Genomic DNA, 26,288 nt, shown 5'->3' with positions numbered 1-26,288 from the left:
GGCGGTCAACAGATCCTGGGCGCAGGCCGCCATGCCATGCAGTCTGAGGGCTGTGAGTTGGTCGATAAGGGCGTTCACATCGCGCGATCCCAGTTTCCAGTTGGTACGGTCGAGCGCGAGGAGCTTAGGCGCTTGAGGTTCAGCATTCGCACGACCAGCCGCGCGGCGATGTCGCTGTCCAGCTGCACGAACTGGAAGAAGCGCTGCAGACGACGGTAATTCGATCCATGCTGCGCGTCGCCCGGAAAGTGGCTGGCCAGATGCGAAAGGTTCACCGTGCGCCCGTTCGCAAGCCCGACCAGCAGCACGGCCAGCGTTTCCAGCCGCGTCTTGCTCAGATCGAAATGCGGGCTATCTTTTCCATCAGAGGGGCGATAAGGGACATGAGCATCGTGAAGATCCTTGTGGTAGAGAATCTTCAAAATCGAGTCCAAATCGCCCCTCAAAGCAACAGCGTCGTGTACCGTGGAGCAAGACCGGGAAAATGTATCCGAAAGCGCAGCACATCTTTCTGGACGGAATAACCATGCGTAATTGGCTTACACATCCTCTTTGCGCTGCAATCCTGTCGGGAATGGTCGCACTTATCACACTCGCAAATCCTGGTCCGGCGGTGGCGGATGGCGCGTTTGCACAGTTCGACTATGCCCCTAAGGCATCGAGCTTGACCGGCACCATTCGGCGCGACCTTGTCACCGCCACCATTGGTTGGTCGGATTTCGAGGAGGGACATGCCACGACGCTTTGGGGTAATTACGGCGTGCCGTTGGGACCCGGAGCATGGCTGCGCGTGGGACCATCGCTGCGTATCGACAACACCAGGGATGTCGATCTGGGGGCCAAGATCGGTGTCGAACGGTTCTCGATGAACGAGCGGGCCACGCTGTTTCTGCTAGGGGAATTCAACACGACCGCGCGCGAGTATCTCCTGCTGGCGCAGGTCGGGCATCGCGCCACGGGAATCGCGGCCGAGGTCTCGCTCCAAGGCAACAATGACGGGTTTCGCGAGGAATCGCTCGCGCTCAGCTACCAGCTGCGCGATATCCCCGTGCGGCTGCGGCTGGGATATCGCTTCAACGCCGAAAAGGTCTTCGTCGGATTCTCGGTCAACACGTTCTGAAGGGTGATCACATCCTGTCGCGCAGAAAGCCCCCTATCCGGCCGCACGGGCCGCGTTAGAGGGGGCCATAGTCGCGAAACTTTCCGTAGCTGGAGGCGGACATGAAATACACACGTCTGATCATCGGGGTCGCGATCATCATCGTCGCCGGCTGGATCATCATTGGCGAGCAGATCACCGGGGCGAGCGCCAACGCCGTGGTCAACGCCCCGCTCAGCACCGTGCGCGCGCCGATCGCGGGCCAGTTGAGCCTGCCCGATCGCGGTCTGGGCGCACCGGTTTCTGATGGCAAGGAAATTGCGACCGTCACCGATGCGCGCGTGGACCGCGTGCGGCTCGACGATCTGCTGATTGAGCGCGCGTTTGCAGATGCCGAGCAGATGCGTCTCGAGAGCCAGATCGAGGAGACCGAAGTGGTGATGCAGCGGCTTGTAGCGCGCTCCGAGCAGTTCACGGCGGCGCGGATCGACGAGCTTGAAACCCGGCTGTCGCATGCGCGCGCCCGTCTCGACCTGCTGCAGGCCGGGCTTGAAGGCGACGCCATGATCGACGGGTTGCTCGAGGACGGCCAGCTTCAGGATCTGGGCGATCCGCGCGTGCCGGGGAGCGCGCTTGAATATGCGCTCGAGCGTGTCGCCGTGCTCGAGATCGAGCTGGCGACGGCACAGGATGGCGTGTTCCTGGGCGACGGCTACAACGACGCGCCCAATGCCGAGCAACGCCGCGTCGAGCTTGAAACGATGCAGGGCGATCAGGTCGCCAGGCTTACCGAGGCGAAGGCACGGCTCCAGGCCATCGACGACCGGATCGACCGAGAGCGGCTGCGCGTCAACCGTGCCGGGGTCGCGTCATTGGCCGCGCCCGTGGACGGGCAGGTCTGGGAGGTGCTGGCCTCTGATGGCGAGCACGTGCAGCGCGGTGATGCCCTCGTGCGGCTCCTCGATTGCCGCGACACGATGGTGACGCTGTCGGTTACAGAAAGCGTCTACAACGATCTGAGGGTCGGCGACGAGGCGCGGTTCCGCCTTTCGGGCGGTGGCGAGGCGCATCCCGGCACTGTGTTGCGACTTGCGGGGTCGGGGGCCGGAACGTTTTATCGCAACCTCGCCGTCTCGCCGAGCCAGCTTCACCTCGAAGGCTACAACGTCACAATTCTTGTGCCGGCGTTGCGCGAGGACGCGGATGCGCATTGCGCGGTAGGCCGGACCGGCCAAGCCTTTTTCGAACGTCGCCCGCTCGACTGGCTGCGCGGCTTGTGGAACTGAGCCCGCATCGATGACGTTCTTCCCGTATTTGACCGCGTTCGACGTGAGCCTTGCGCATCTTGCGCTGGTCGCAGGTGCGGCGCTTATCCTGCCGTTCGTCATCGACCGCGAGACGTCTTTGCACCGGGTGGCGCTGTTCGTGGTGGCATGGGGGCTGGCGATCAGGTACGCGCACTGGCGCGCGACCGAAACGCTCGCGCCGCTCGGGCTGACCTGGGACTGGGCCGCAAGCTGGTCATTTTTCGCGTTCGAGATGCTGGCGCTTATCTCGTCGCTGAGCGCCTTCGTCATTATGTCCCGGGTGCGGGTGCGCCATACCGAGGCGGACGAGAACGCCGAATGGTGGGCGCCCGATCCGCCGCCTCGTGTCGCGGTGCTGATCGCGACCTATAACGAGGATCAAGAGACGCTCGAGCGTACGATCATCGGCACGCAGGTCCTCGATCATGACCGCCTCGACATGCTGGTCCTCGATGACGGGCGGCGCGACTGGCTGGCAGAGCTATGCGCCGCGCGCGGTGTGCGCCACGTCACCCGTCCCGACAATCTTGGCGCCAAGGCCGGGAACATCAATCACGCCTTGCACTTGCTCGAGGCCGAGGGCCCACCCGATTTCATCGCGGTTCTCGATGCCGATTTCGTTCCGCACCGGCAGTTCCTCACCCGCACGCTGGCGCTTTTTCACGCGCCGGACGTAGGGCTAGTGCAGACGCCGCAGCACTTCTTCAACGCCGATCCGATCCAGCACAATCTCGGGCTGTCGCGATCCTATCCCGACGAGCAGCGGTTCTTCTTCGATCACATGCAGCCCGCCCGCGATGGTTGGGGCACCGCGTTCTGCTGCGGCACCTCGTCGGTGATCCGGTGGCCGGCCGTTGCGGATGTCGGCGGCTTTCCGACGGAAAGCATCACCGAGGATTTCATGCTGACCCTCACCTTGCAGGACAAGGGCTGGCGCACTGTCTACCTGGACGAGCCGCTGACCGAAGGGCTCGCGCCGGAGGGGCTGAAGGAATACGTCGCGCAGCGCGCGCGCTGGTGCCTGGGGCTGATGCAGATTGCGCGCTCGCGGCATGGACCATTGGGCGACACCGCCCTTCGGCTCCGCGATCGTTGGAGTGTCACGGATTCGGTATTCTACTGGTTGACAAGCTTTGCGTTCCGCCTTGCCGCCGTGGTCTATCCACTGCTTTACTGGTTCTTCAACATCACCGTTGTCGATGCCGAGGTTCCCGACGTCATCAGTTATTTCGGGGTCTACTTCCTGTGGATCCTGACCGTGCTGAACCTGCTATCGCGCGGTATGTTGGTACCCATACTCAATGAAGTCAGCCAGCTTGTTGCCGCGATCCCGATCACCCGCGCCGCCGTGGTGGGGCTCTTGCGCCCCAAGGGTCATCCGTTTTCGGTGACCGCCAAGGGCGGCGATCGTAGCCGCATCATCGTGCAATGGCGTCTGATGATGCCGTTCGCGGTGCTGCTGGTGCTGACCCTCGCCGGGCTTTTGATCGGTATCGTTTCGGACCGGTTCGCGTACCACGATACGGGCGACGGCAAGGCGGTGATCCTGTTTTGGACGCTTTACAATCTCGTGGTCCTGTCGGTCACGGTGCTGGCCTGCGTGGAGCTGCCCCGCCGCGAGCGCCACGTCGCGGATGCGCCTGAGCGGGCCATATTCGCACCAGAGGGCGGGCCGCCGCGCCGGGTCTGGCTTGCCAGCCTGACGCGCGATGTGGTGCGCATTCGCGGCGTTCCGATGGAGCCTGGCACGCGCGGCATCATGCAGATCCGCGATGTGGGCGACGTGCCAGTGACCGTGTTCTCGCGCGAGGACGATGGCGCGCGTCTGCATCTCTTCCCCGAGCCGACCGAGCATGACGCGCTTTTGCGGCGTTTCTACACCCAAGGCGACGCACCTGGCATCCGGGCGGCGCATTTTTTCAGCATCTTGCACGATGCCGCGTGGCGGTTGTCTTTTCGGCGCCGCGGTGAGTGAAGGTTATTTCTCGAACCGCGATTGCAGACGCATGAGTGCCGCCGACAGGCGTCTCGCCTCCGCAGTGCAACGGCTTTCATAGGGATAGACCTCGGCCCCGTCGGCGATGTCTTCGGCAGTTTGCGCGAGCATTCTGAACGGCACGAGGAACAGCTTGGAGAAGGTCACCGCGAGCAGTAACACGAGCCCGGTGCCGACGGCGAGCCCGGTCGAGACGATTCCGGCGACCACGGTGCGGCCGCCGGTCACGGCGCCTGTCCCGATGCGCCCCATCATGCGCCACCCCAAAGACGGCATCTCACCACTGACGACCTGCGGGATCGTGGCGGTGTAATACTGCTTCCCATCGGGCCATGTTTTGGCCCCGGTCGCGGCCCGCATGCTGGGCAGGTTCAGACGCTCTGCGTCGGTGCCGTCGGTCGCGATGATGATTTCCCCGTCGCCGCTGATGAGATAGAGTTCCATCTCCAGCGCGTCAGCGCTTTCGCGGAGGAACCGCTTGGCCCAGGCGAAACCGATGCGGAACCCGATCACCCCCAACGGATCGCCGTTGTGATCGGTTACCGGACGGGCGAGGTCGATGAACCTGATCGGCTCGGCCTCGGTCGCGCCTAGCAACTCGCTGAGCAGCACTGCGCCATGCACGTCCCCGGCGAAATCGCTTTCGAGACCGCGCTGAAACCACGGTTGCGCGCCGACATTGGCCCCCTCGCGCATCCCGTTCGAGGCCGCAAGAACTGTGCCGTCGAGGCCTGTAAACCCCGCCCACGAGACCCGGTCCCCGGTCGCGGCATCCAGCATCGGTCGCAGGTTCTCAAGCCCTGTCGTGGTCATCCGCTCGCCGATATGGTCGAGGCTAAGCCAATCGGCGCCGAGCGCGCGACCGAAGTCATGTGCCGCGGCGCGGGTGCGCACACCGACCGCGGTTTCGAGCGCGTCGACCTCGTATGTTCGCGTCCGGTCGAGGACCAGCCAGGTCATGAGCATGGCAAAAAGCGCGATCCCAACAGCGATGAAGCTGAAGAAGGCGCGGGTCAGGGTCAGCGATTGAAGGAGCATTGGTTTCCTTGCAAATTTACCGGATCCTTGCATTGTGCTGGATATTTCACATGATTAGTCTCATAAGTTAGTGCAAGACGTCTGTAGGTCGAGATCCGAACGCATACATGAGGGGATATGGAGATGCGCCGGCGGGCATGTCTGGCTCTGATGACAGGTGCCGTGGCAAGTCCTGTCAGCGCGATGTCCTTTGGCATGTCGGAAAGCTGGACCGACTGGAAGGCTGCGTTCCTGCGGCCCGAGGGTCGTGTGGTCGATGCGTTGCAGGACGGCGCGAGCCATTCCGAGGGGCAGGGCTACGGTATGCTGCTGGCCGCGTTCGGGGAGGATGCGCAGGCTTTTGCTACAATGTACGACTGGACCGAGCGCCATCTTGGCGTCCGCCAGGATCCTTTGCTAGCATGGCGTTGGCTGCCCGATGCCGAGACGCCGGTGCCCGATTACAACAACGCCAGCGACGGCGATCTGTTCTATGCTTGGGCGCTTCTGGAAGGGGCACGGCGGTTCACCGTCCCGGCCTACCGGGATCGCGCCAGGGATATCGCACGGTTTCTCGCCGTGTCCTGCGTGCGTCCGGATCCACGCGACGCGTCGCGGCGTCTTTTTCTGCCGGCGGCAGAGCGCTCTGGCAGCACCGAGCGACGCATCGTCAATCCCTCCTATACCATGCCGCGTGCGATGCACGCGCTGGCCGATACCTTCGATGTGCCCGAGCTTGGCCGCGCGGCGACGGACGGTGTCGATCTGATCGGCGATCTCGCGCGGGAGGGGCCCGTTCCGGACTGGGTCGAGATCGATTCATATGACGTCCGCCCCGCACGAGATTTTGCCCGGCAATCGGGCTATAGCGCGATGCGGGTCGCGCTCTATCTCGTGTGGTCAAGTAGATTATATCATCCAGCAGTGGCGCGCGCGGAGGCACTGCACATATCTGCCGGTTGGCCCGGCACGGCAACCGTCTTCACCCTAGACGGACAAGTGTCACAGCGCAGCAGCTACCCCGGCTACGCCGCCGTGGCCGCGCTCTCCATCTGTGCCGACGGTGCAAGCGCGACCATGCCTGCAGCAGATGCCGCGCAGCCCTACTACCCGGCCACGTTGCACCTGTTCGCGCTGCACGCCGCTCGCGCAGAAGCGCGCCAGTGCCTGCCCGAGGGGCAATAATGGCTCAACTTATGTCCCGATGCTGAGCAGGGCGACGAACGGGAAGAAAGGGCTGAAAACCGGTCTCTCGCTGCGCCGTGTCCGAGCGGCCGCTTCTGGGCATGAGCAGTGCCCACGGCTTGAATGGAAAATGGTCCGGTGGGCGATGACACAGCGATCATCTCTGGACGAGCTGACGGGTGTTCATGTCAACGCCATGTCAACGAGCGTATTTCATTTTGCGAGGGTTGCTGTCGGTGGAAACAGGCGAATGTCAGTCAACGTCAGGTTCGAAAATTCGCGAAATCACAGGCTTATTGGATAAGTCATTGGTTTTGTGAAGGTATTGTAGTCATTAATGTTTTGGCTCATAACCTGAAGGTCGTAGGTTCAAATCCTACCCCCGCAACCAAATTCCCCTGCCTTATCAAACGCTTGAACGCCGCCCTCCGGGGCGGCGTTCGCGTTCCAAGCACCCGTGGAAGCACTGTGGAAGCAAGAGGGCGCGAAGTCCTTCATATCAGCCGACATTCCCCAAGTGGCCTGCCGTCTGACGTGAAGTTCGCCTGAATTCAATCGCTGGGCAAGCAATTTCCGCACTGAGCGGCCTCTGCGGCCGGGCGGGCTGCTGGAACAGGGCGGATCAGAGCGCGAAACCGCCGTGTTGTGTCCCAGCGGCGGTGTTTCTTAGCGCAGTGGACAGACCCGTCGAGCCGGTGAACCGCATTCTTGCCGCGACGGGTGTCTCGCAGAGCCGCCGCCGCCAGATCGGACAGCCCGAGCGTGTCATCCAGCTCGCGCATCACCAGCAGACCGCCGTCCGAACTGAGCTGTGTGCCTTTGAATTCCAGCCGCACACGAGGGTCGAAATCCACCCGATCTGACCGCTGTAAGCCCGCACCCTCTGGGTGATCCATGAAACACGCCCCTCACAGCTATCAACACAATGATTTATATACGAAATATCAAGGTCAGCACAGCCAAATCAGAGAATTACTTGGGAAATGCGGGCGAAGATGAGTTTGAAAAGCGGCTCTTTGCTATGGTGCAAGGCCACAAGCGAAGCGTTGCCATTCGCTAAAATTCGGGGGTAGCCGGAATACTCTGGGGGAATAAATGGGGGAAGCGATTTATAAAAATCGTTTATTAACATAAGCTTAAACAACAAAATTGGCGGAGGAGGTGGGATTCGAACCCACGGTACGCTTTCACGTACGTCGGTTTTCAAGACCGGTGCAATCGACCACTCTGCCACTCCTCCGACACGCTTCTCCTATAGTGCCTTTTCCGATTCTGGAAGACACTGAAATCTGGGGATTTCCGCCGAAAGGCGCTTGGGTGCTTTTCTTGCACCAGGCAAGGCGCTAGACTGTTGGGTAATGGCCTTTGGCCATTGATGCGTAACAACGTCGGATCAACCGACAGACAGTGTGCGAAAACGCGGTGACAGGCAAAGGGCTCTTACATGGTGCACTATTTCAGGGGCGGTCGGCAGGGGTGGCATGGCATGGCCGTTTTGGGGGTTGCGGCATTGGCGCTGACCGGATGCCAGAACGCCGGGCAGTTCAACCCGTTCAAGCCGAGCGCCACCTCAGCGGAAAGCGAACAGCAAGACGCAAATGAGACCTCCGTCAAGTTGGTGGAGCGCGATGTCGAGGTCCCCGATGTCTTTCAGGCTACCGATATGGGGCTTTGGGATGGGCGTCCGTCCTTGGGGGGGGGCTGGGTGGCGCATCCCGACGTGAAAGAGCCCGAACGCGTGATCATCCGCAACACCAGCAATTCCAAGTTCGTGATCGGTGCGTTGTTCCGCCGCGAGCGTGAGAATCCCGGCCCGGTCTTTCAGGTGTCATCGGATGCGGCGGCTGCCTTGGATATGTTGGCCGGTGCGCCGGCGCAGCTTAACGTGACCGCCTTGCGCCGCGAAGAAACACAGGTGCCCGACTCGGCCAAGGCATCCGACACACCTGCGACCGTGGACGCGCCGTCTGATGTTGAGGCTTCGGCGCTGGATCCGGTGGCCGGGGCTGCGGCGGCGATCGACATGGCCCCCGATGCAGGAGAGAACACTGCAGCACCTGATAAGGTGACCCGCCCGGTGGCGGCGCCTGAGCCCAAACCAAGTGCCTCGTCGCTGAATAAGCCCTTTATCCAGATCGGCATTTTCAGCGTCGAGCAGAATGCCAGCAATACGGCGACAGCGATGCGCCGAAACGGTATGGTGCCCACAGTCAAAAAACAGACATCGCAAGGCAAGACGTTCTGGCGTGTCATTGTCGGCCCGACCACCAGTAAAGCCGAACGCAGCACTTTGCTGAAGAAAATCAAAGGCGTCGGGTTTGACGATGCCTATCCTGTGACCAATTAAGTCAGGACGATGAGGACCGCCATGTTCCGAGTGCTTGCTTCGCTTGCGGCCGCGCTGCTGCTGTTAATGTCACCAATGTTCGCGGCGGGCGCGCAAGCCTTCGATACCCGCGCCAAGGCGGCCTATGTCATGGATATGACCACGGGCACAGTCCTGTTGAACCGCAATGCGGATCAACCTCTGCCGCCTGCGTCCATGTCCAAGTTGATGACGCTTTACGTGACGTTCGAAGCTATTCGCGATGGTCGCCTGTCGCTGGACGAGCGTTTGCCAGTGTCGCGTCACGCCATGAGCTATGGCGGCTCGACCATGTTCCTTGACACAACCGATAATGTGAGTGTCGAGGATCTGCTGCGTGGTATCATTGTGCTGTCGGGCAACGATGCCTGCGCTGTTCTGGCCGAAGCCCTTAGCCCCGATGGCACCGAGGCCGGGTTTGCGCGCTACATGACACGACGCGGGCAAGAGATGGGGATGACCAACTCCACGTTCCTCAACTCTAATGGCTGGCCTGCTGCCGGTCACCGGATGAGCATGCGCGACCTAGCCCTGCTGGCCAGCCGCTTGATCAAGGATTTCCCCGGTTTCTACCCGATGTTTGCCGAGACCGAGTTTGCCTTTGATGGGCGCGCGCCGTCGAACACCCAAAACCGTAACCCGTTGCTGCGCCTTGGCATCGGGGCAGACGGTCTGAAAACCGGCCACACCCAAGAGGCCGGATATGGTCTTGTCGGGTCGGCCAAACAGGGCGACCGGCGCGTGGTCTTTGTGATCTCGGGGCTGGAGACGGCGCAGGGCCGGGCGGAAGAGGCACAAGCCATCGTCAACTGGGCGTTTCGCCAATTCGTTGAAAAGGAAGTTCTGAAATCGGGCACCGAAGTGGCCCGGGCCGATGTCTGGATGGGAGATGCGCCCAGTGTCGGACTGACCCCGCAAAACGACATCACCACGCTTTTGCCGGTGCTCGGCGGCGACAGTTTGAACGCCGAGGTGGTTTACCAAGGGCCGGTCCGCGCCCCGATTGCCAAAGGCGACAGGCTGGCCGAACTGGTTTTTGCGCCCGAAGGCTTGCCGGAAACGCGTGTGCCGTTGGTGGCCGCCCAAGATGTGCCCAAAGGCGGCTTTGTCGCCCGGCTGCGCACCGTGTCGGGGCTGTTGCTGGCCCGGCTCAAACAAGGGCCCGAGGGCGCGCTTTGACCGAACGCGGCTATTTCGTCAGCTTCGAAGGCATTGATGGGTCGGGTAAATCGACCCAAGCGCGTCTGCTGTCCGACCATCTGCGCGCCACTGGCCGCGATGTTGTGCTGACCCGTGAACCCGGCGGCAGCCCCGGCGCGGAACACATTCGCAAACTGGTTCTGGAAGGGGCGACCGATCGCTGGTCGCCCGAAACCGAGTTTTTGCTGTTTACTGCCGCGCGCCGCGATCACCTTGAACGCACGGTCAATCCGGCGCTGGAGGCCGGACAGGTGGTGATCTGTGATCGGTTCGCTGACAGCACGCGGCTCTATCAAGGGCTGGCGCGCGCCGATCTGCGGGTTTTGGTCGACCAACTGCATGAGCTGGTCATCGGGCAAGAGCCCGACCTGACCGTCCTGATTGACATGGACCCTGAAACCGGCTTGTCGCGTGCGCTTGCGCGGGGCGACGGCGAGGATCGGTTCGAATCCTTTGGTGGCGACATGCAGCGCCGGTTGCGGCAGGGGTTTTTGGACCTTGCGGGCGAATTTCCCGACCGGTTCGTTGTGATCGACGGGAACCGCCCGGTCGAGGATGTGTTCGCGGACACGCGCGCCATCGTTGAGGCGCGCCTGCCATGAGCGACGCAAACGTCCCGCTGCCAGACCGCATCGAAGGCGCCCCGCACCCGCGCGAGACACCGCGACTGATCGGGCAGGGGGTGGCGGAACAGGCATTTCTTGAGGCCTATAATTCGGGCCGGTTGCATCACGGCTGGCTGATCACCGGGCCGCGCGGTGTTGGCAAGGCGACGCTGGCGTGGACCATCGCACGGTTTTTGCTGGCCACCCCCGAAGCCGAGGCGGACAGCCTGTTTGGCGATGCGCCGCCCATGCCCGACAGTCTGGATGTATCGCCAGATCATCCGGTGGCCCGGCGTCTTTTGGCAGGCTCGGATCCGGGGCTCTATCTGGTGCGTCGGTGGGGCGCGGGCACCACGGATCGCGACCGTGAAAAAGCCTTTGAGGAGGGGCGATTTTCCCAAGATATCCGGGTCAGCGAAATTCGCGGCCTGTCCAGTTTCATTCACCTCAGTTCCGCCGAGGGTGGACGCCGGGTGGTGATCGTGGATGCCGCCGACGACATGAACACGCAAGCCGCCAACGCGCTGCTGAAAATGCTGGAAGAGCCGCCCGCGCGCACAGTTTTGTTATTGGTCAGCCATCAGCCCTCGGGCCTGTTGCCGACGATCCGGTCGCGTTGTCGCGAATTGCGGCTTGCGCCCTTGTCGCCGCCGGATATTGCGCAGGCTTTGGCACAGGCGGGGATTGATCCGGGCGATGACGCCGCCGCATTGGCCGAACTGTCCGCCGGATCGGTGGGCGAGGCGGTGCGCCTGATCAATCTGGGCGGCGTGAAAATGTACCGCGAGATTGTCGGCATCGTCGGCAGCGTGCCGCGTCTTGATCGCCCGCGTGCTCTGAAACTGGCCGAGGCCGCCGCCACCCGTGGGGCGGGTGACAAGCTTGACCTTCTGCTGGGCCTGACCGATCTGTTCCTTGCCCGTATGGCGCGCGGTGGCGCGCTTGGCCCCCCGCCCGAGGCGGTGCCGGGCGAGGCCGAACTTATTGCCCGGCTAGCCCCCGACGCAAGGCGTGGCCGCGCTTGGGCCGATTGTGCGCAAGCCATCGGCGCGCGGGCGCGACACGGGCGGGCGGTCAACCTTGACCCTGCCGCGCTCGTCCTAGATACCGTGTTCAAGATCCAGCAAACAGCGGCGGGCTGACCGGCCCGCGCAAAGGGCAGATATGACGGACACGATTCAGATCACCGACAGCCATTGCCACCTTGATTTCCCCGATTTCGACGCGGAGCGCGATCAGGTTATCGCCCGCGCGGTCGATGCGGGTGTGACCCGTATGGTCACGATTTGCACCAAATTGCGGCTTGAACCTCAGGTGCGCGCCATCGCCGAAGAGTATGCCCCGGTTTTCTACGCGGCCGGAACCCACCCGATGAGCGCGGCAGACGAGCCGCTGGCCACCGTGGACGAGTTGATCAAACTGGCAGAACATCCCAAATTCGTTGGGATCGGCGAAACCGGGCTTGATTACCATTACACTGCAGACAGCAAAGCGGTGCAGCAAGACAGCCTGCGCATCCATATAGCGGCGGCGCGCGAAACCGGCCTGCCGCTGATCATCCACGCCCGTGACGCCGATGAGGATATGGCCCGCATTTTGGCCGAAGAACATGCGCACGGGGCCTATTCTTGCGTGATGCATTGCTTTTCTTCCGGTGCAGGGCTGGCACAGGTGGCGTTGGATCTTGGGTTTTACCTGTCGATGTCGGGCATCGCTGCTTTTCCGAAATCGGGCGACTTGCGCAACATTTTCGCCGCGGCCCCGGTGGACCGTATCCTTGTGGAAACCGACGCGCCCTATCTGGCCCCGCCACCCTATCGCGGCAAGCGCAATGAGCCGGCCTATACCCTGCACACCGCGCAGGTCGGCGCACAAGCGTTCGGGATGGACTGGCCCGCGTTCGCGGCGCAAACGCAGGCCAATTTCGACCGCCTGTTCTGGAAAGCTGCGCAATATGAAACGGCGGTGGCCTGATGGGAGAGCGTCGCTTTATCATTTTGGGATGCGGATCGTCCGGCGGCGTGCCGCGCCTTGGCGGCCATTGGGGGGACTGCGACCCGACCAACCCGCGCAACATGCGGCGGCGTTGCTCGATGCTGGTGGAACAGGATGGCCCGGAGGGCACAACGCGGGTGCTGATCGACACCTCGCCCGATATGCGCGCGCAGCTGCTGGATGCTGGGATCGGTGCGTTGGACGCGGTTGTCTATACCCACAGCCATGCCGATCATGTGCATGGCATAGATGATCTGCGGATGATCGTTTTCAACATGAAACAACGCCTGCCGGTCTGGGCCGATGGCGACACGCAAAACGCGCTTTACGCGCGCTTTGGCTATGCCTTCATGCAGCCCGACGACAGCCCCTATCCGCCGATCCTCGATATGCACACAATCGAGGGCGACGTGACGATTGACGGCGCGGGCGGGCCGATCACCCTGACCCCGTTCGAGGTCAATCACGGTTCGATCGAGGCACTGGGCTTTCGGGTGGGTGATGTGGCCTACCTGCCTGACGTGGCGGAAATCCCCGACGATGTCTGGCCGCTGCTAGATGGGCTGGAATGCTGGATCGTCGATGCGCTGCGCCGCACCCCGCACCCGACGCATTCACACCTGTCGCAAACGCTGGATTGGATCGCCCGCGTCGCGCCGCGCCGCGCGGTGCTGACCAATATGCATATCGACCTTGATTATCAGACCGTGGCCGATGAAACGCCCGATCACATCACCCCGGCTTATGACGGGATGACGTTGACCTACCCGATCTGATCCGCGATGCAGGCGCTTTTGGATGTGATCCTGCCGGTCTTTGTCGTGATCGGCTTTGGTTATCTGGCCGTCTGGCGCGGTTGGTTTTCCGAGGCGGGCGTCGACGGGTTGATGAAGTTCACCCAGAATTTCGCCATTCCCTGCCTGCTGTTCACCGCCATTGCCCGGCTGGATCTGGGGCAGCATTTCGATTGGCGGCTGTTGATCAGCTTTTATACCGGCGCGTTGGCCGGGTTCCTGTGCGGTTTGTTCGGCGCGCGGTGGATCTTTGGCCGCGCATGGGAGGAATCCGTCGCCATCGGCTTTTGCTGCCTGTTCTCGAATTCCGTCCTGTTGGGCTTGCCGATTACTGAACGCGCATATGGTATGGACGCGCTGCAAGCCAATTACGCCATCATCGCGGTGCATTCGCCGTTTTGCTATGGCATTGGCATTTCGGTGATGGAATTCACTCGCGCACGTGGGTCAACCGGGCCGGCGCTGGTGGCCAAGGTGCTGCGGGCAATGTTTTCCAACGCGTTGATCCTTGGTATCGCGGCGGGCTTTGCCGTAAACCTGCTGGAAGTGCCGTTGCCGGGGCCATTGAATGACGGGCTGGACATGATGGTGCGCGCGGCGCTGCCCGCGGCGCTGTTCGGGCTTGGCGGTGTGCTGGTGCGCTATCGCCCCGAGGGCGATTTGCGCATTGTGCTTTATGTCTGTCTGGTCGCCCTTCTGGTGCATCCGCTGATCACGCGAGGGTTGGGCGCGGCGCTGTCTCTGCCCACCGATGCGCTACGCTCGGCCACGCTGACAGCGGCGATGGCACCGGGGATCAACACCTATATTTTTGCCAATATGTATGGCTGTTCGCGCCGGGTGGCGGCCTCGGCGGTGCTGATCGCAACGGCGGTGTCGATCCTGTCGGTCTGGATGTGGCTGGGCAGTTTGCCTTGATGAGATGGCGCTCCTCGCAATAAGCTTAAACCCATGAGATGTGACGCCCGCTGCGATAGTTCTGTTGTTGTAGTGGCATGACAGATTGGTAGGGATTGTATACGTATTTTGGCCCATGCATCATCCGATTCACGCGATGTTGTGTAGTATATCGGGAGATCAGATTTGGCGAAGTGTGTAGAGTGTGGAAAGAAGGTCGGCCTTTTTGAGGACAATGACGGTGGGATTTGCAACGCGTGTTACCGTGCCTCTGCTGCACAAAAAGCTGTAAAAAGCTCCGCAACGCAAATCAAGAGGAACACAGAAATCGAAGCCATCACCCTCACAACCGAAACCTATCCCGAGGGTCTAAAGATCACCGAACGTATAGAGGTGATCACGGCGGAATGCGCTTTCGGCATGAATATTTTCAAAGACCTCTTTGCCGGTGTCCGGGATATTGTCGGGGGGCGATCCGAGGCTGTTCAGAAAACGCTGCGAGATAGCAGGCGCACAGCCCTTTACGAACTCAAGCGCGAAGCCCACGAGGTGGGGGCAAACGCTGTGATCGGGGTGGACCTTGATTATGTGGAGTTAGCGGCAGCCGGCAATATGGTCCTTCTTGTCGCGAGCGGCACCGCTGTGAAGGTGGAATTACGCTAAAGTAGTGTGAAAATAACTTACCAATCTCGATGATGCTCGAAACCCAACAGACCAACAGTTGCGCAGTGGCTCCGCAGGCCTGGCCAGGGTGGCGTTTTCTTCTTGTCTAGATCGACGCCGTTTCTTTGCATCCGGCGCTATAAAAGCCTTTTTTCAGTCTGGATGTGGCTGGGCAGTTTGCCCTAGACGCGTGCCGAAGATTAGCCGCAAAACTGACGATAGAGCAGGTCAATCAACTCGCGGGTTTTGTCATCGGCCAGACGGTAATAGATCGTCTTGCCCTCGCGGCGGGTGGCCACGCGCCCCTCTTCGCGCAGGCGCGCAAGGATTTGGCTGACAGCCGCCTGCCGCATCTGCAACAGCTCTTCCAGTTCGCCCACGGATTTTTCGCCAGACCCCAGATAACACAGCGTCATCAAGCGCCCTTCATGCGCCATCGTCTTGAGAAAGGCCGCCGCCTGCTTGGCGCTTTGTTCCATGTCTGTGGGGCTGGCGATTTGGTCTTGGGTCGTCACTTGGGCATGTCCTGTCTTGCATCATCCTTGGGGTTAGCACGCGGTCAGGGAAATGGCGAGACTACCACCCCTCACTTGGCGCACCCCCTTCGAAGGCATTGCCATTTACATAGTCACACGGGGCGTCCTGCATCTCCAGATGCAGCCCGATGCCCGTATAAGGATGGGCCCGCGCAAGGGCTTCGTCAACCTCGATCCCCAGTCCGGGGGCCTCGGGCGGGGTCACAAATCCGTTTTCGACCTGCAAACTGCCTTTTATCAAGGCATCATGGAACGGCGTTTCGATGGTTTCCGCCATCAATAGGTTGGGGATCGAAGCGGCAAGATGGATATTGGCCGCCCATTCCACCGGCCCGGCATAGAGATGCGGGGCCATCTGCGCGTTATAGACCTCGGCCATGGCGGCGATTTTCTTGGTCTCCCACAGGCCGCCCGCACGGCCAAGCGCCGGTTGCAAGATGCTGGCCGCGCCTTGCCGCAACACCGGGGCGAATTCGGCCTTGGTGCACAGCCGCTCGCCAGTGGCCACAGGGATGCCCACGGCGCGGGCCACCTGCGCCATTTGATCGGGATTGTCCGGTGGGATCGGCTCTTCGAACCACAGCGGATCATAGGGCGCGATGGCCCGGCCCAGCCGGATCGCACCGGCGGTGGTGAATTGCCCATGGGTGCCAAACAGAATATCCGCCCGGTCGCCCACAGCGTCGCGGATGGCCGCGCAAAACGCCACCGACTGGCTGATATCGGACATGGCGGGCATGTGCCCGCCGCGCATCGTGTAAGGCCCTGCCGGATCGACCTTGACCGCCGTATAGCCGCGCGCCACGCAATCGGCCGCCGACTGTGCCGCCTGGTCCGCCGATGTCCAGAAACTGCCGTCGTGATGGGGCAAGGGATAAAGGTAGGTATAGGCGCGCACGCGGTCATTCATGCGCCCCCCCAAAAGCCCCCAGACCGGACGCTCGCGCGCCTTGCCGAGGATGTCCCAACAGGCGATCTCAAGCCCGGAAAAGGCGCCGATCACCGTCAGGTCAGGGCGCTGCGTGAAGCCCGCCGAATAGGCCCGGCGGAACATCAATTCGATGTTTTCGGGGTTTTCGTCCTGCATATGGCGGCTGAACACATCCTCGATCACTGCGCGCATGGCTGCAGGCCCGACGCTGGCGGCGTAACATTCGCCCCAGCCGGTGATCCCGGTGTCGGTGGTCAGCTTGACAAGGATCCAGTAGCGCCCACCCCATCCGGGCGCTGGCGGGGCAGTGATGATGATGTCGAGGTCTTGCAGTTTCATATATGGGCCTCCTGAGTGTCTTGGTTTCGGATCGCCTTTGGCGATCCGACCGGCTGGGGGGCGTTGCCCCCCAGACCCCCCGGGATATTTTTGAACAGAAGAAGGGATTTGGACGGCATTACTTGAACATGATCACGTTGCGGCGCGCGCGGCCCGATTTGGTATCGGCGATGGCCGCGTTGATCTGGTCGAGCGACCAACGCTTGGAGATCAATTCGTCGAGTTTCAGGCGGCCTTGTTGATAGAGGTCGATCATCCATGGAATGTCGCGCCGGATCACCACATCGCCCATTTTAGAGCCGACCATGGATTGGCCCGTTGCTGCGAAATTGCCTGCCTCGTATGTGGACTGGGCGCCAGTGGCCGGCATGCCGACCATGATCACCTTGCCGCCTCCGGCCAGATAGAGCGCGGCTTGATCGTAGACCTTTTCCGCGCCGACGGTGACCAGAACGGCATCGGCCCCGCGGCCCATGGCCTGTTTTGCGACTTCCCATGGTTCGGGCTCGGACGCCAGCACGCCGTCGGTTGCGCCAAAGCTTTGGGCATCGGCCAGTTTTTCGGCGCTCATGTCGACGGCGACGATACGGCGTGCGCCGGCAATGCGGGCCCCCTGAATGGCATTGAGACCGACACCACCTGCGCCGATGACCACAACGTCCTGTCCGGCGCGCAGGCCCGCCGCGTTGATCACCGCGCCGACGCCGGTGATCACGCCACAGGCCAGCAGGCTGGCGGCGTCCATCGCCATATCGCCGGGAATTTTCACCACTTGGCTGTGATCGACCACGACCTTTTCGGCAAAGGCCCCGCAGGCCATGGCTTGGTGCAATGTGCCGCCGTCTTTGGTGCTGAGGGGGCCATGATCGCCGTCATAGGGTGTTTCGCAGCCCGTGGGGCGGCCTGCGCCGCAACTTGGGCAGGCCCCGCAGGCGCGGATCAGGGTGACGATCACCGGATCGCCCTCTTGCAAGCCGGTGACGCCTGCACCCAAGGCAGTGACCCGGCCTGCGGCTTCGTGGCCATAGATCGCCGGAAGGCTGCCGCCCCATGCCCCGTCTGCAAAGGAAATATCCGAATGGCAGATCGCCACTGCGTCCAGTGTCACCTCGACCTCGCCCATATGCGGGGCGCGCAACTGAACCTCTTCGATGACCAGCGGTTGACCGAACGCATGGCACACGGCCGCCTTGATGGTTTGCATGATGCCTCCCTTGGCTTTCGATTGGCCGACAGGGTTACGCTTGTCTCGCAGCGGTGCAAGAGCGATTATGCGGCCGCGGTTTGAGGTGACCTTAGGTCAAGCCACGCGCGATCCGGTCCAGCCGCTGCGCCAGATCGTTGGGGTCTGAAAAAAACGGTGAATGGCTGGTGGGCATTTCGGTTACGTCCTCGGCGGGCCAGCCTTTGGTCATGCTGCTTTGATATTCGGGGGGAATCGCCTGATCATCGGCGCAGCGGATATAGGATTTGGGCACGCTGGCATAGTTGGGGCCTAGCCTAATGGGTGTGGCCTGCGGTTTGATCGCCTGCACACACAGGCGGTCGCGGGCATAGTCCACGGTGCCATCGGGGCAATCGTGATACAGCGCCTCGGCCAGTTTATCGTCGCGAAAGGCGAACCCCAGCCCGTCGGCTGTTTTGTCGACCGCCGCCAGCAAGGGCTGGCGCGGGGCCTCTTGCCGCATCTCGACCAGCGACATGCCGTTGCGCGGCGCATAGGCGCAGAGATAAATCAGCCGCGCGATCTGTTCCGGGGCCTTCTCGGCGGCGGCTGAAATCGGGAACCCGGCCATGGAATGGCCGACCACGATGGCGGGCGTGTCGATGGCCTCCAAGATCGCGTCGGCGTAGGCATCGAGCGTGATGTCCCCGATCGGGCAGGGGTTTTGGCCATGGCCCGGCAGGTCAATCGCCCGCGCGGTATGGCCCAACCTTTCCAGCGCGGGGATCACATCGCGCCAGCACCATGCGCCGTGACACGATCCGTGGATCAACAGAAATTCAGACATGGCCTGTCTCCTTCAAAAAATCGCCAAGCGCTTGGGCAAAGGCATCGGGCTGATCAATGCAGGGCAGATGGCCCGCCTGCCGGATCAGATGAAATTTGGATCCGTGGATCAGATCGACGGTTTCGCGCACCAGATCGGGCGGGGTTGATCCATCGTCAGACCCGGCAATGCCCAGCGTCGGCAGGCGTAGCCCGCTGGTGGGGGTGTAGAAATCGGTGCCGGCAATCGCGGCGCTACAGCCCATGTAGCCCTCGGGCGGGGTGCGCAGCAGCATCTGGCGTATCGGGGCAAGGCGTGTCTCGTCCTTGCGAAAGCGTTTCGAAAACCACCGCTCCAGCGTGGCATCCGCCAGCGCGGCCAATCCGCCGGCGCGCACGGCGGCGATGCGATCTTGCCACATGGCGGGTTGGCCGATCTTGGCGGCGGTGTTCGACAGCACCAATGCGCGCATCTGGTCCAGCCGCTTGACGGCCAGCCCCTGCGCCACCATCCCGCCGATGGACAGGCCGACAAAGACGCAATCGCGCACCTTTAGGTGATCCAGCAACGCTTCGGCATCGCGCACCAGCGCGCCCATCGTGTAGGGCGCGGGCGGGCAATCGCTGGCCCCATGGCCGCGCATGTCATAGCGGATGATGCGCACGCCGTTGGGCAAAAGCGGCAGCACCTTGTCCCAAAGGCTCAGGTTGGTGCCCAGCGCATTGTCAAAGACCAGCGGTGCGCCGTCCGGGTCGCCATCTTCGCGGTAATGCAGGGCGATGTCGCCCAGATCGGCCATTGGCATGTGGCGTCTTTCCCTCTTGGTTCGGCCCACCACATGACCTTGTCGCTTGTCTGACGTCAAGCAGATGACCGGCCGCAGATCAGGAATGAAACGCAGAGACTGTCCGGCACCACAGCGCGTTAATAGGGCAGGCCGACGTAGTTCTCGGCCAAGACGGTTTGCGCGGCCTCGCTACCGGCGAGATAGGCCAGTTCGGCCCGCTGCATCTGCAAATCAAACACCGATTGATCGGGAAAGCGGTGCAGCAGTTTGGTCATCGACCAGCTGAAGCGCTGGGTTTTCCAGATCCGGGCGAGTGCGGTGTTGGAATAGGCCGCAAGCCCTGCCTCATCGCCCTTGCGGTAATAGCCAGTTAGCGCGTGATACAGATACTGAACGTCGCTGGCTGCGGTGTTCAGCCCCTTGGCCCCGGTGGGCGGCACGATATGCGCGGCATCCCCGCACAGAAACATCCGGCCCCATTGCATCGGGTTTGACACGAAGGACCGCAGCGGCGCGATATAGCGCCCGCTCAGCCCGCCGCCGGGCAAGGCATCGGCCACGTCTTGCGGCAGGCGGCGGGCCAGTTCCTCCCAGATGTCGTCATCCTCCCAGTCTTCGGGGGCGTCTGACAGGGGCACTTGCAAGTAATAGCGCCCGCGCGCCGCATCCTTGAGCGAGCACAAGGCAAAGCCGCGATCTGATCCAGCGTATAACAATTCGTCCACCACCGGGGCCGCATCCGACTTCACGCCAAGCCAGCCGAACGGGAACGTCTGCTCGACCACCTGTGCCGCGTCGTCTGGAACCTCTTTGCGGCATGGCCCGTGGACGCCATCGCAACCGGCGATGAAATCACAATCCAGCCGGTTCATCTTGCCGCCATGCAGGAAGGTCAGGAACGGCTGATCGCTGTCAATGTCGCGCGGTTTCATGCCCGAGCAACCATGCAATGTGGTCAGCCCCAAGGCATCGCGCGCGGCGTAAAGATCGGCGGTGATGTTTTCTTGGCCGTAGATCGTCACCGCGCCCCCTGTCAAAGCCTTGAGGTCGATACGAAAGTCCTGACCGTTGCCAGACAATCGGATACCCTCGTGGACCAGCCCGTTTTCGTCCAGCGATGTGCTGGCGCCCGCCTCGTGCAGAAGATCGACCAGCCCGCGTTCCAGCACGGCGGCGCGGGCGCGTGACAGCACCTCGTCACGTTCATAGCGTTCCAAAACGATGGTTTCGATGCCTTGAGTGTGCAGCAATTGCGCCAATAACAGGCCCGCTGGCCCGCCGCCTACGATGGCTACCTGAGTGCGCATGACGTCCTCCTTCCGCCTGATCGGTTGCCCCAAGGTAAATGATCGCGGTCCAAGCCGTAAATGATCTGGCGCAAACCGGGGCAGGGCGGGGCGTCGCTTGGCAAAGCCATGTCAGCGCGACAGGTTGCGACCCACTTGGCGATATATCGCGCGCTAGGTGTGGCCCAGCCGGATATGCGCCATAATCTGCCCGTGATCCGAGGCCAGCTTGTTATACGGCGCTTCGGGGTGTGATCCGTCGGTCAGGTGATCGTTGAAGGCGCTGAAATAGGTCATCTCGCCAATCCGGCCGGGGTGGTCGGGGTGGAAATCACGGCTCAGGTAGATCTGGTCGATGGATTCGAACACCCCGCCAAACGCGGTGGTATAGACCATGTCTCGCAGGGATTTGCGGACGAACAGCCGCTCGGCGGAGTGTAGGCGCACGCGCTCGACATCCTCGGTGATTTGCTCGTTTTCCTCGTCTGAATAGCGGTCGCTGCCGCTTTCAGCGTCGTGGCGCAGCATCCAGGCGTAATTCTTGAACGGCGCCTCGCCGGTCACGATTTCCGAACTGACCGCATGTTCGCCATCGTTGAAATCCCCCAGCACCATCACCGGGTGGCCCTGCTGAATCTCGGCCACGATCTCGCGGCGCAGCACCCACGCCTCGGCCATGCGGCGCAAGGCGGCGCGCAGGCTACCCATGGCGCGGCCGACCGGGTCATAGCGCGTCAGATCTTCTTCGGGGGCATAGGTGGCCCCGTCGGGGGTGATGTATTCGCCCAATTTCGATTTCAGGTGGCAGTTGAACACGGTGATGACCTGCCCGCCCACCGGCACGCGCGCCTTGAGGATCGGGCGCGACAGGCGGCGGATGGTGTAATGCCCGGCCTCATCACGCGGTAAGCCGCGCAGGGGCTGGAACGGGATCACCAGCGGCGTTTCCAAATCTTGAATCACTTCGGGCGTGCCCTGAAACCCGAAACGCGACAGGATCGCCAGACCGGGCCGCCGTTCTCCGGGCACGCCCTGATCGGCGGCATTGGGCGCAAAGGCCAGCGTGGCATCGTCATAGGGTTCGACCCTCAGTTTGCGGAAAATTACTTTGCGGTGATACCGCTTTGAGCGGTCGGGCACGGTGGCGGCGTTGAGCTCGGTCGCGCGCTGGTTGGTTTCGGCGAGCACCGCGCGCAGCGCGTCTTGCTCAAAAATTTCCTGAAACCCCACGATATCGGCGTTCATCGACAAAAGCTGATCGGCCATCCAATCTTCTTTCCACGCGTATTCTTCGGGCGTGTAACTTTGGAACCGATAGTATTCCTGATCCGGGCCAATCAGGTTTTTGACGTTGAAACTGGCAATCGTGAACTCGGTCATGGGGTCACTCCGGTGTGCGGGGGTTAAAGGCTGATGTCCAGCGCGCGGCGGAACATGGCGGCATCCACATTGCCGCCCGATATGGTGCAGATCACCGCATCGCCCGCGATCTCGTCGGGCCGGAACAGCGCGGCCGCCAGAGCCACCGCACCGCCCGGTTCGGCCACCACCTTCAGTCGCTCGAACGCCAGCTTCATGGCGCGCAGGGCTTCGTCCTCGGATACGGTCAGGCCGGGGCCGCACAGCCGCTGCATGATCGGAAAGGTCAGCTGCCCCGGTTGCGGCGTGACGATGGCATCGCATATCCCGCCCGAGGGTTGCGTATTGGCCACGATCCGCCCCTCGGCCAGCGACCGCGCGGTATCGTCAAAGCCCTCCGGCTCACAGGGGCGCACGCGCAGCCCCGGTGCCTCGGCCTCAAGCGCCAGCGCGATGCCAGCGGTCAGCCCGCCACCGCCACAGCAGGTCAGCACATCGGCGCGTGTCACGCCTTGGGCGCGGGCCTGTTCGGCAATCTCCAGCCCGCAGGTGCCTTGCCCGGCAATCACTTGCGGTTCGTCATAGGGTTTGATCAGGGTCAGGCCCCGTTCATTGGTCAGCTTTTCGCCGATCGCTTCGCGGCTTTCGCCGCCCGCGCGGTCATATAGCACCACCTCGGCCCCCAGAGCGCGGGTGTTGTCGATCTTCATGCGCGGCGCATCGGCGGGCATAATGATCACCGCAGGCACGCCGAATTCGCGGGCCGCCAAGGCCACGCCCTGCGCGTGGTTGCCGCTGGAAAAAGCGATGACACCGCGTGCGCGGGTCGCCTCATCCAGCGCCGACAGCGCCGAACGCCCGCCGCGATACTTGAAGCTGCCGGTGTGTTGCAGGCACTCGGGCTTGACCAAAACCTTGCGGCCCGCGATGTCGTCCAGAAAGGGCGAGGACAACAGCGGCGTGCGCCGGGCATGGCCCTTCAGCCGCTCTGCCGCCGCGCGGATCATCGTGATGTCACTCATTCACTGGTCTCCAACAGCGTATGGATCGCGCCCAATGCCTGCGGTTCGTCCAGAAACGGCACATGGCCGCGGTCAGGCACGGTGGCCACGATCAGCCCGGGATGCCGGTCTGCCATCCGCGCGACCGTTTCGGCACTCAGCAGGTCCGAGTTTTCGCCCCGGATCACCGCCAGTGGCGTGGTTTCCAGCGCGTCAAACAATTGCCACAGGTCCGGCGCGTCGCCGACACCGGCCTGACCGATCAGCGCATCGCGCAGCTTGGGGTCATAGCGCAGGGTAAGCCCGCCGCCGGGGGCTTCGGCAAACATTGCCTCGGCCTGCGCGCGCCAACGGGTCAGCGGCACGCCGGGAAACTGCGCCTCGCTGACCGATTTCAGCGCTTGTGCTGCGTCGTCAAGCGTGGCGGCATTGGGCGGCTTGCCCACGTAATCCATGATTCGCCCCAGCCCTTCGGCAGTGACCTCGGGGCCGATATCGTTGAGCACCACAGCGGCCAGCCTGTCGGCGTGTTCTGCGGCCAGCGCCATGGCAATCAGCCCCCCGCGCGAGGTGCCAAGGATGGTCACCCGCTCCAACCCCAGATGATCCAGCAATTCGATCACGTCGCGCGCTTCGCGCAGGATTCTGTAATTCATGAACTCGGGATCATGGTCCGATTGACCGCGCCCGCGATAATCCAGCCGCAACAGGCGCATGCCTGCCAGATGCGGTGCGACAAAATCAAAATCGCGGGCGTTTCGCGTCAACCCGGTAAGACACAGAACAGGGCGGCCCGTGCCTGCATCCTCGTAATACAACTTTAGCCCGTCGGTGGTGGTGAAATATGCCACTTCAACCCCCTGCCAATGCCGGAATACCCGACAGATCGTTCAACACATGATGCGGGCGCGCGGGCAGACGATCCACCGGGTCGCCCGCGCGGTTGACCCAAGCGGTGGTGAACCCGTAGCCCGCTGCCGCCGCCGCGTCCCAGCCGTTGGACGACACGAACAGCACCTCATCTGGTGCGCAGCTAAACCGCTGCCCGACCAGATCATAAACCACTTGGGCCGGTTTGAAGATGCCAACGCGTTCCACCGACAGCACATCGTCCAGCAGATCCCCCACCCCGGCCGAGGTAACCGCCCCCTCTAGCATCGCGGGTGACCCGTTGGACAAGATCGCCGTGGCCTTGCCCTGTGCCTTCAGGTCTTGCAGCATCTGCGGCACTTCGGGGTAGGCGGCCAGTTCCCAGTAAAGCTGCAACAGCCGTTCGCGCAGCTCGGCGTCGCCGTCCAGTCCGCTGGCCTCAAGCGCCCAGTCCAGCCCGTCCTGCGTGACCTGCCAAAAATCACAATGCTGGCCCATGACCGCGCGCAGCCATGTGTATTGCAACTGTTTCAGCCGCCAATGCTCGGCGATTTGCGGCCAATGCTGGGCAAAACGGTCGCGGCCCGGTTCAGCTGCGGCGCTGCGTGCGGCGGCGGCCACGTCGAACAAGGTGCCATAGGCATCGAAAATACAGGTCGTGATCGGCATCGCCCCCTCCGGTTTGATGCGCGAACACTGGCACGGATCGCCCCGCACAGGAAGCCCCCGCGCAGTCTGCATCAACGCGATTTTGGGTGGGCGGGTAGATGGTTTGCAATCGCTTGCGTGAATCACTAAGTTTGTTGTCGATACGCATCAAGCACCCGCGCGAAGCGCGGCCTTGCAAACTCACACCCCCTTCAAAACGATTGGAAAACGCATGACGCAAGTCAAAGAGGGCGATACCGTCCGCATTCACTATACTGGAACGCTGGCTGACGGTGACACCTTCGACAGCTCCGAAGGTCGTGATCCTTTGGAATTTACCGTGGGCTCGGGCCAGATCATCCCCGGTCTCGACAAGGCGATGGCCGGCATGGCCGTTGGTGAAAAGAAAACCGTCGCGATCCCGGCAGACGAGGCCTATGGCCAGCCCGACCCGAACGCGCAGCAGGCCGTGCCGCGCGCCGAAATTCCCGCTGACATCCCGCTGGATCTGGGCACGCAGCTGCAAGTTCAGACACCGCAGGGCCAAGTGATGCCCGTCACCGTGGTTGAAGTCACCGAAGAGCAGGTGACGCTTGACGCCAACCACCCGCTGGCTGGCAAGGATCTGACCTTTGCGATCGAACTGGTCGAAATCGCGTAAAGGCCCTTTCCATTAACGAACAGTCAAGCGCGCGCCGGGGTCTGCCCGGTGCGCGCTTTTCTTTTGGCGGTGGTGCGTTAGGGTGTCGGCGAATAAGCCCGGAGCGCTGCATGAGCCAACCATCATCAACCGAAAAACTGTTGACCCATATTCGCGAATTGCAAAATGAGCTTGAGCGCGAATACACCCGCCGCCGGGCGCAATTCCGCTACAGTCTGAAAAATGGCCGCGTGGTGTTTGAGGCCGAGATGCGCCGCCGACACCGTGAATTCCGCGTGCGCCTTGGCACCTTTTTGCGCAACACCCGCCCCATGGTCGTGCTGACCGCGCCGGTTATCTATAGCCTGATCATACCCTTCGTGCTGCTTGATCTGTTCGTGACGCTGTATCAGGCCGTGTGTTTCCCGGTTTATCGTATCGAAAAAGTAAAGCGCGCCGATTTCATCCGCGTTGATCGCCATCATCTGGCCTATCTGAACGCCTTGCAAAAACTGCACTGCGTGTATTGCGGCTATTGCAATGGTCTGATCGGCTATGTGCAAGAAGTGGCAGGCCGGACTGAGGCTTATTGGTGCCCCATCAAACACGCCGCCCGGATCGGTGCGCATCATGCCTATTACGCACAATTCGTCGATTACGGCGATGCCGAAGGATTTGCCGACGGTCTAGCGGCCTCGCGTCAGCATCTTACGCAGGTTGGGGTGTCAGGGATTGATGTGAAACAGCAGGGACAGGATTAGGCCATGCTTGCCAGCA

The 26,288-nt window shown here is 62.2% G+C and carries 26 protein-coding genes, 1 tRNA gene and 1 pseudogene; 14 read left to right on the top strand and 14 right to left on the bottom strand.

Features of this window, described 5'->3' with window-relative positions:
* Window positions 1-74 precede the first annotated feature (74 nt).
* The gene (locus HAT86_RS05180; protein WP_167194096.1) at window positions 75-422 is read right to left on the bottom strand and encodes a hypothetical protein; all 348 of its coding nucleotides are present in this window, start codon (window positions 420-422) and stop codon (window positions 75-77) included.
* 152 nt (window positions 423-574) lie between these two features.
* Here HAT86_RS05180 and HAT86_RS05175 point away from each other — a divergent pair, with 152 nt between their 5' ends.
* From HAT86_RS05175 to HAT86_RS05165, 3 genes are all read left to right on the top strand, one after another.
* Window positions 575-1,120, top strand: a complete 546-nt coding sequence (locus tag HAT86_RS05175; protein WP_167194094.1) for a hypothetical protein — start codon at window positions 575-577, stop codon at window positions 1,118-1,120.
* Window positions 1,121-1,221: 101 nt separating this feature from the next.
* Window positions 1,222-2,385, top strand: coding sequence for an HlyD family efflux transporter periplasmic adaptor subunit (locus HAT86_RS05170; RefSeq protein WP_167194092.1), 1,164 nt, complete (start codon window positions 1,222-1,224; stop codon window positions 2,383-2,385).
* 10 nt (window positions 2,386-2,395) lie between these two features.
* Window positions 2,396-4,381, top strand: a complete 1,986-nt coding sequence (locus HAT86_RS05165; RefSeq protein ID WP_167194090.1) for a glycosyltransferase family 2 protein — start codon at window positions 2,396-2,398, stop codon at window positions 4,379-4,381.
* A 3-nt stretch (window positions 4,382-4,384) separates the two neighbouring features.
* On the opposite strand, the gene HAT86_RS05160 is transcribed toward HAT86_RS05165, so the two are convergent.
* Window positions 4,385-5,440, bottom strand: coding sequence for a cache domain-containing protein (locus HAT86_RS05160; protein ID WP_167194088.1), 1,056 nt, complete (start codon window positions 5,438-5,440; stop codon window positions 4,385-4,387).
* Between the two features lie 117 nt (window positions 5,441-5,557).
* Here HAT86_RS05160 and HAT86_RS05155 point away from each other — a divergent pair, with 117 nt between their 5' ends.
* Window positions 5,558-6,604 (top strand): glycosyl hydrolase family 8, encoded by a 1,047-nt coding sequence (locus HAT86_RS05155; RefSeq protein ID WP_331272502.1) that lies wholly within the window; start codon window positions 5,558-5,560, stop codon window positions 6,602-6,604.
* Window positions 6,605-7,287: 683 nt separating this feature from the next.
* Here HAT86_RS05155 and HAT86_RS05150 read toward each other — a convergent pair.
* Both HAT86_RS05150 and HAT86_RS05145 read right to left on the bottom strand, forming a co-directional pair.
* Window positions 7,288-7,500 (bottom strand): annotated as a pseudogene (locus HAT86_RS05150) (transposase); the annotation flags it as partial.
* Window positions 7,501-7,754: 254 nt separating this feature from the next.
* A tRNA-Ser gene (locus tag HAT86_RS05145) sits at window positions 7,755-7,844 on the bottom strand.
* Between the two features lie 204 nt (window positions 7,845-8,048).
* Here HAT86_RS05145 and HAT86_RS05140 point away from each other — a divergent pair.
* The 8 genes from HAT86_RS05140 (at window position 8,049) to HAT86_RS05105 (ending at window position 15,123) form a co-directional block, all read left to right on the top strand.
* Complete coding sequence (locus tag HAT86_RS05140) at window positions 8,049-8,951, top strand: SPOR domain-containing protein (RefSeq protein WP_231125818.1); 903 nt, start codon at window positions 8,049-8,051, stop codon at window positions 8,949-8,951.
* Between the two features lie 21 nt (window positions 8,952-8,972).
* Window positions 8,973-10,148 carry a D-alanyl-D-alanine carboxypeptidase family protein gene (locus tag HAT86_RS05135; protein WP_167194085.1) on the top strand — a complete coding sequence of 392 codons (1,176 nt, stop codon included), beginning with the start codon at window positions 8,973-8,975 and terminating at the stop codon, window positions 10,146-10,148.
* A complete protein-coding gene (gene tmk / locus HAT86_RS05130) occupies window positions 10,145-10,771 on the top strand; it encodes a dTMP kinase (protein ID WP_167194083.1) in 627 nt (208 codons plus the stop codon). The genes HAT86_RS05135 and tmk overlap by 4 nt, the downstream gene beginning before the upstream one ends.
* Window positions 10,768-11,916, top strand: a complete 1,149-nt coding sequence (locus tag HAT86_RS05125) for a DNA polymerase III subunit delta' (RefSeq protein WP_167194081.1) — start codon at window positions 10,768-10,770, stop codon at window positions 11,914-11,916. The genes tmk and HAT86_RS05125 overlap by 4 nt, the downstream gene beginning before the upstream one ends.
* A 22-nt stretch (window positions 11,917-11,938) precedes the next feature.
* Window positions 11,939-12,748, top strand: a complete 810-nt coding sequence (locus tag HAT86_RS05120; protein ID WP_167194079.1) for a TatD family hydrolase — start codon at window positions 11,939-11,941, stop codon at window positions 12,746-12,748.
* The gene (locus HAT86_RS05115; protein ID WP_167194077.1) at window positions 12,748-13,545 is read left to right on the top strand and encodes an MBL fold metallo-hydrolase; all 798 of its coding nucleotides are present in this window, start codon (window positions 12,748-12,750) and stop codon (window positions 13,543-13,545) included. Before HAT86_RS05120 ends, HAT86_RS05115 begins: the two co-directional genes overlap by 1 nt.
* Window positions 13,546-13,551: 6 nt before the next feature.
* Window positions 13,552-14,481, top strand: a complete 930-nt coding sequence (locus tag HAT86_RS05110) for an AEC family transporter (protein WP_167194075.1) — start codon at window positions 13,552-13,554, stop codon at window positions 14,479-14,481.
* Window positions 14,482-14,646: 165 nt separating this feature from the next.
* On the top strand, window positions 14,647-15,123 hold the full coding sequence (locus tag HAT86_RS05105; RefSeq protein ID WP_196780514.1) for a heavy metal-binding domain-containing protein: 477 nt from the start codon (window positions 14,647-14,649) through the stop codon (window positions 15,121-15,123).
* A 200-nt stretch (window positions 15,124-15,323) separates the two neighbouring features.
* Here the strand turns inward: HAT86_RS05105 and HAT86_RS05100 are convergent, their stop codons facing one another.
* The 10 genes from HAT86_RS05100 to HAT86_RS05055 all read right to left on the bottom strand — a co-directional run bounded on the left by HAT86_RS05100 (window position 15,324) and on the right by HAT86_RS05055 (window position 24,892).
* Window positions 15,324-15,602: an ArsR/SmtB family transcription factor gene (locus HAT86_RS05100; RefSeq protein ID WP_167194114.1), complete on the bottom strand. Its 279-nt coding sequence runs from the start codon at window positions 15,600-15,602 to the stop codon at window positions 15,324-15,326.
* A gap of 97 nt (window positions 15,603-15,699) precedes the next feature.
* The gene (locus tag HAT86_RS05095) at window positions 15,700-16,929 is read right to left on the bottom strand and encodes a mandelate racemase/muconate lactonizing enzyme family protein (protein ID WP_167194073.1); all 1,230 of its coding nucleotides are present in this window, start codon (window positions 16,927-16,929) and stop codon (window positions 15,700-15,702) included.
* Between the two features lie 118 nt (window positions 16,930-17,047).
* Window positions 17,048-18,133: a zinc-binding dehydrogenase gene (locus HAT86_RS05090; RefSeq protein WP_167194071.1), complete on the bottom strand. Its 1,086-nt coding sequence runs from the start codon at window positions 18,131-18,133 to the stop codon at window positions 17,048-17,050.
* Window positions 18,134-18,224: 91 nt separating this feature from the next.
* Window positions 18,225-18,941 carry an alpha/beta fold hydrolase gene (locus tag HAT86_RS05085; RefSeq protein ID WP_167194069.1) on the bottom strand — a complete coding sequence of 239 codons (717 nt, stop codon included), beginning with the start codon at window positions 18,939-18,941 and terminating at the stop codon, window positions 18,225-18,227.
* Entirely contained in the window at window positions 18,934-19,725 is a 792-nt protein-coding gene (pcaD, locus tag HAT86_RS05080; protein WP_167194067.1) for a 3-oxoadipate enol-lactonase, read from the bottom strand. Before pcaD ends, HAT86_RS05085 begins: the two co-directional genes overlap by 8 nt.
* A gap of 119 nt (window positions 19,726-19,844) precedes the next feature.
* The gene (pobA, locus tag HAT86_RS05075) at window positions 19,845-21,014 is read right to left on the bottom strand and encodes a 4-hydroxybenzoate 3-monooxygenase (protein ID WP_167194065.1); all 1,170 of its coding nucleotides are present in this window, start codon (window positions 21,012-21,014) and stop codon (window positions 19,845-19,847) included.
* 153 nt (window positions 21,015-21,167) lie between these two features.
* The gene (locus HAT86_RS05070) at window positions 21,168-22,373 is read right to left on the bottom strand and encodes an endonuclease/exonuclease/phosphatase family protein (RefSeq protein ID WP_167194063.1); all 1,206 of its coding nucleotides are present in this window, start codon (window positions 22,371-22,373) and stop codon (window positions 21,168-21,170) included.
* Window positions 22,374-22,396: 23 nt separating this feature from the next.
* Window positions 22,397-23,374, bottom strand: coding sequence for a threonine ammonia-lyase (locus tag HAT86_RS05065; RefSeq protein WP_167194061.1), 978 nt, complete (start codon window positions 23,372-23,374; stop codon window positions 22,397-22,399).
* Window positions 23,371-24,204 carry an alpha/beta fold hydrolase gene (locus HAT86_RS05060; RefSeq protein WP_167194059.1) on the bottom strand — a complete coding sequence of 278 codons (834 nt, stop codon included), beginning with the start codon at window positions 24,202-24,204 and terminating at the stop codon, window positions 23,371-23,373. Before HAT86_RS05060 ends, HAT86_RS05065 begins: the two co-directional genes overlap by 4 nt.
* Before the next feature lies 1 nt (window position 24,205).
* Window positions 24,206-24,892, bottom strand: coding sequence for a haloacid dehalogenase type II (locus HAT86_RS05055; protein WP_167194057.1), 687 nt, complete (start codon window positions 24,890-24,892; stop codon window positions 24,206-24,208).
* A 211-nt stretch (window positions 24,893-25,103) separates the two neighbouring features.
* Here HAT86_RS05055 and HAT86_RS05050 point away from each other — a divergent pair, with 211 nt between their 5' ends.
* Both HAT86_RS05050 and HAT86_RS05045 read left to right on the top strand, forming a co-directional pair.
* Window positions 25,104-25,532 carry an FKBP-type peptidyl-prolyl cis-trans isomerase gene (locus HAT86_RS05050; RefSeq protein WP_167194055.1) on the top strand — a complete coding sequence of 143 codons (429 nt, stop codon included), beginning with the start codon at window positions 25,104-25,106 and terminating at the stop codon, window positions 25,530-25,532.
* Window positions 25,533-25,642: 110 nt separating this feature from the next.
* Window positions 25,643-26,272 carry a hypothetical protein gene (locus tag HAT86_RS05045; protein ID WP_167194053.1) on the top strand — a complete coding sequence of 210 codons (630 nt, stop codon included), beginning with the start codon at window positions 25,643-25,645 and terminating at the stop codon, window positions 26,270-26,272.
* Window positions 26,273-26,288 lie beyond the last annotated feature (16 nt).

The organism is Roseovarius gahaiensis, assembly GCF_011601345.1.
GTDB classification, from domain to species: Bacteria; Pseudomonadota; Alphaproteobacteria; order Rhodobacterales; family Rhodobacteraceae; genus Roseovarius; species Roseovarius gahaiensis.
The sequence above is the reverse complement of the archived record's forward strand: the minus strand, read 5'-3'. Positions and strand labels throughout refer to the sequence as shown.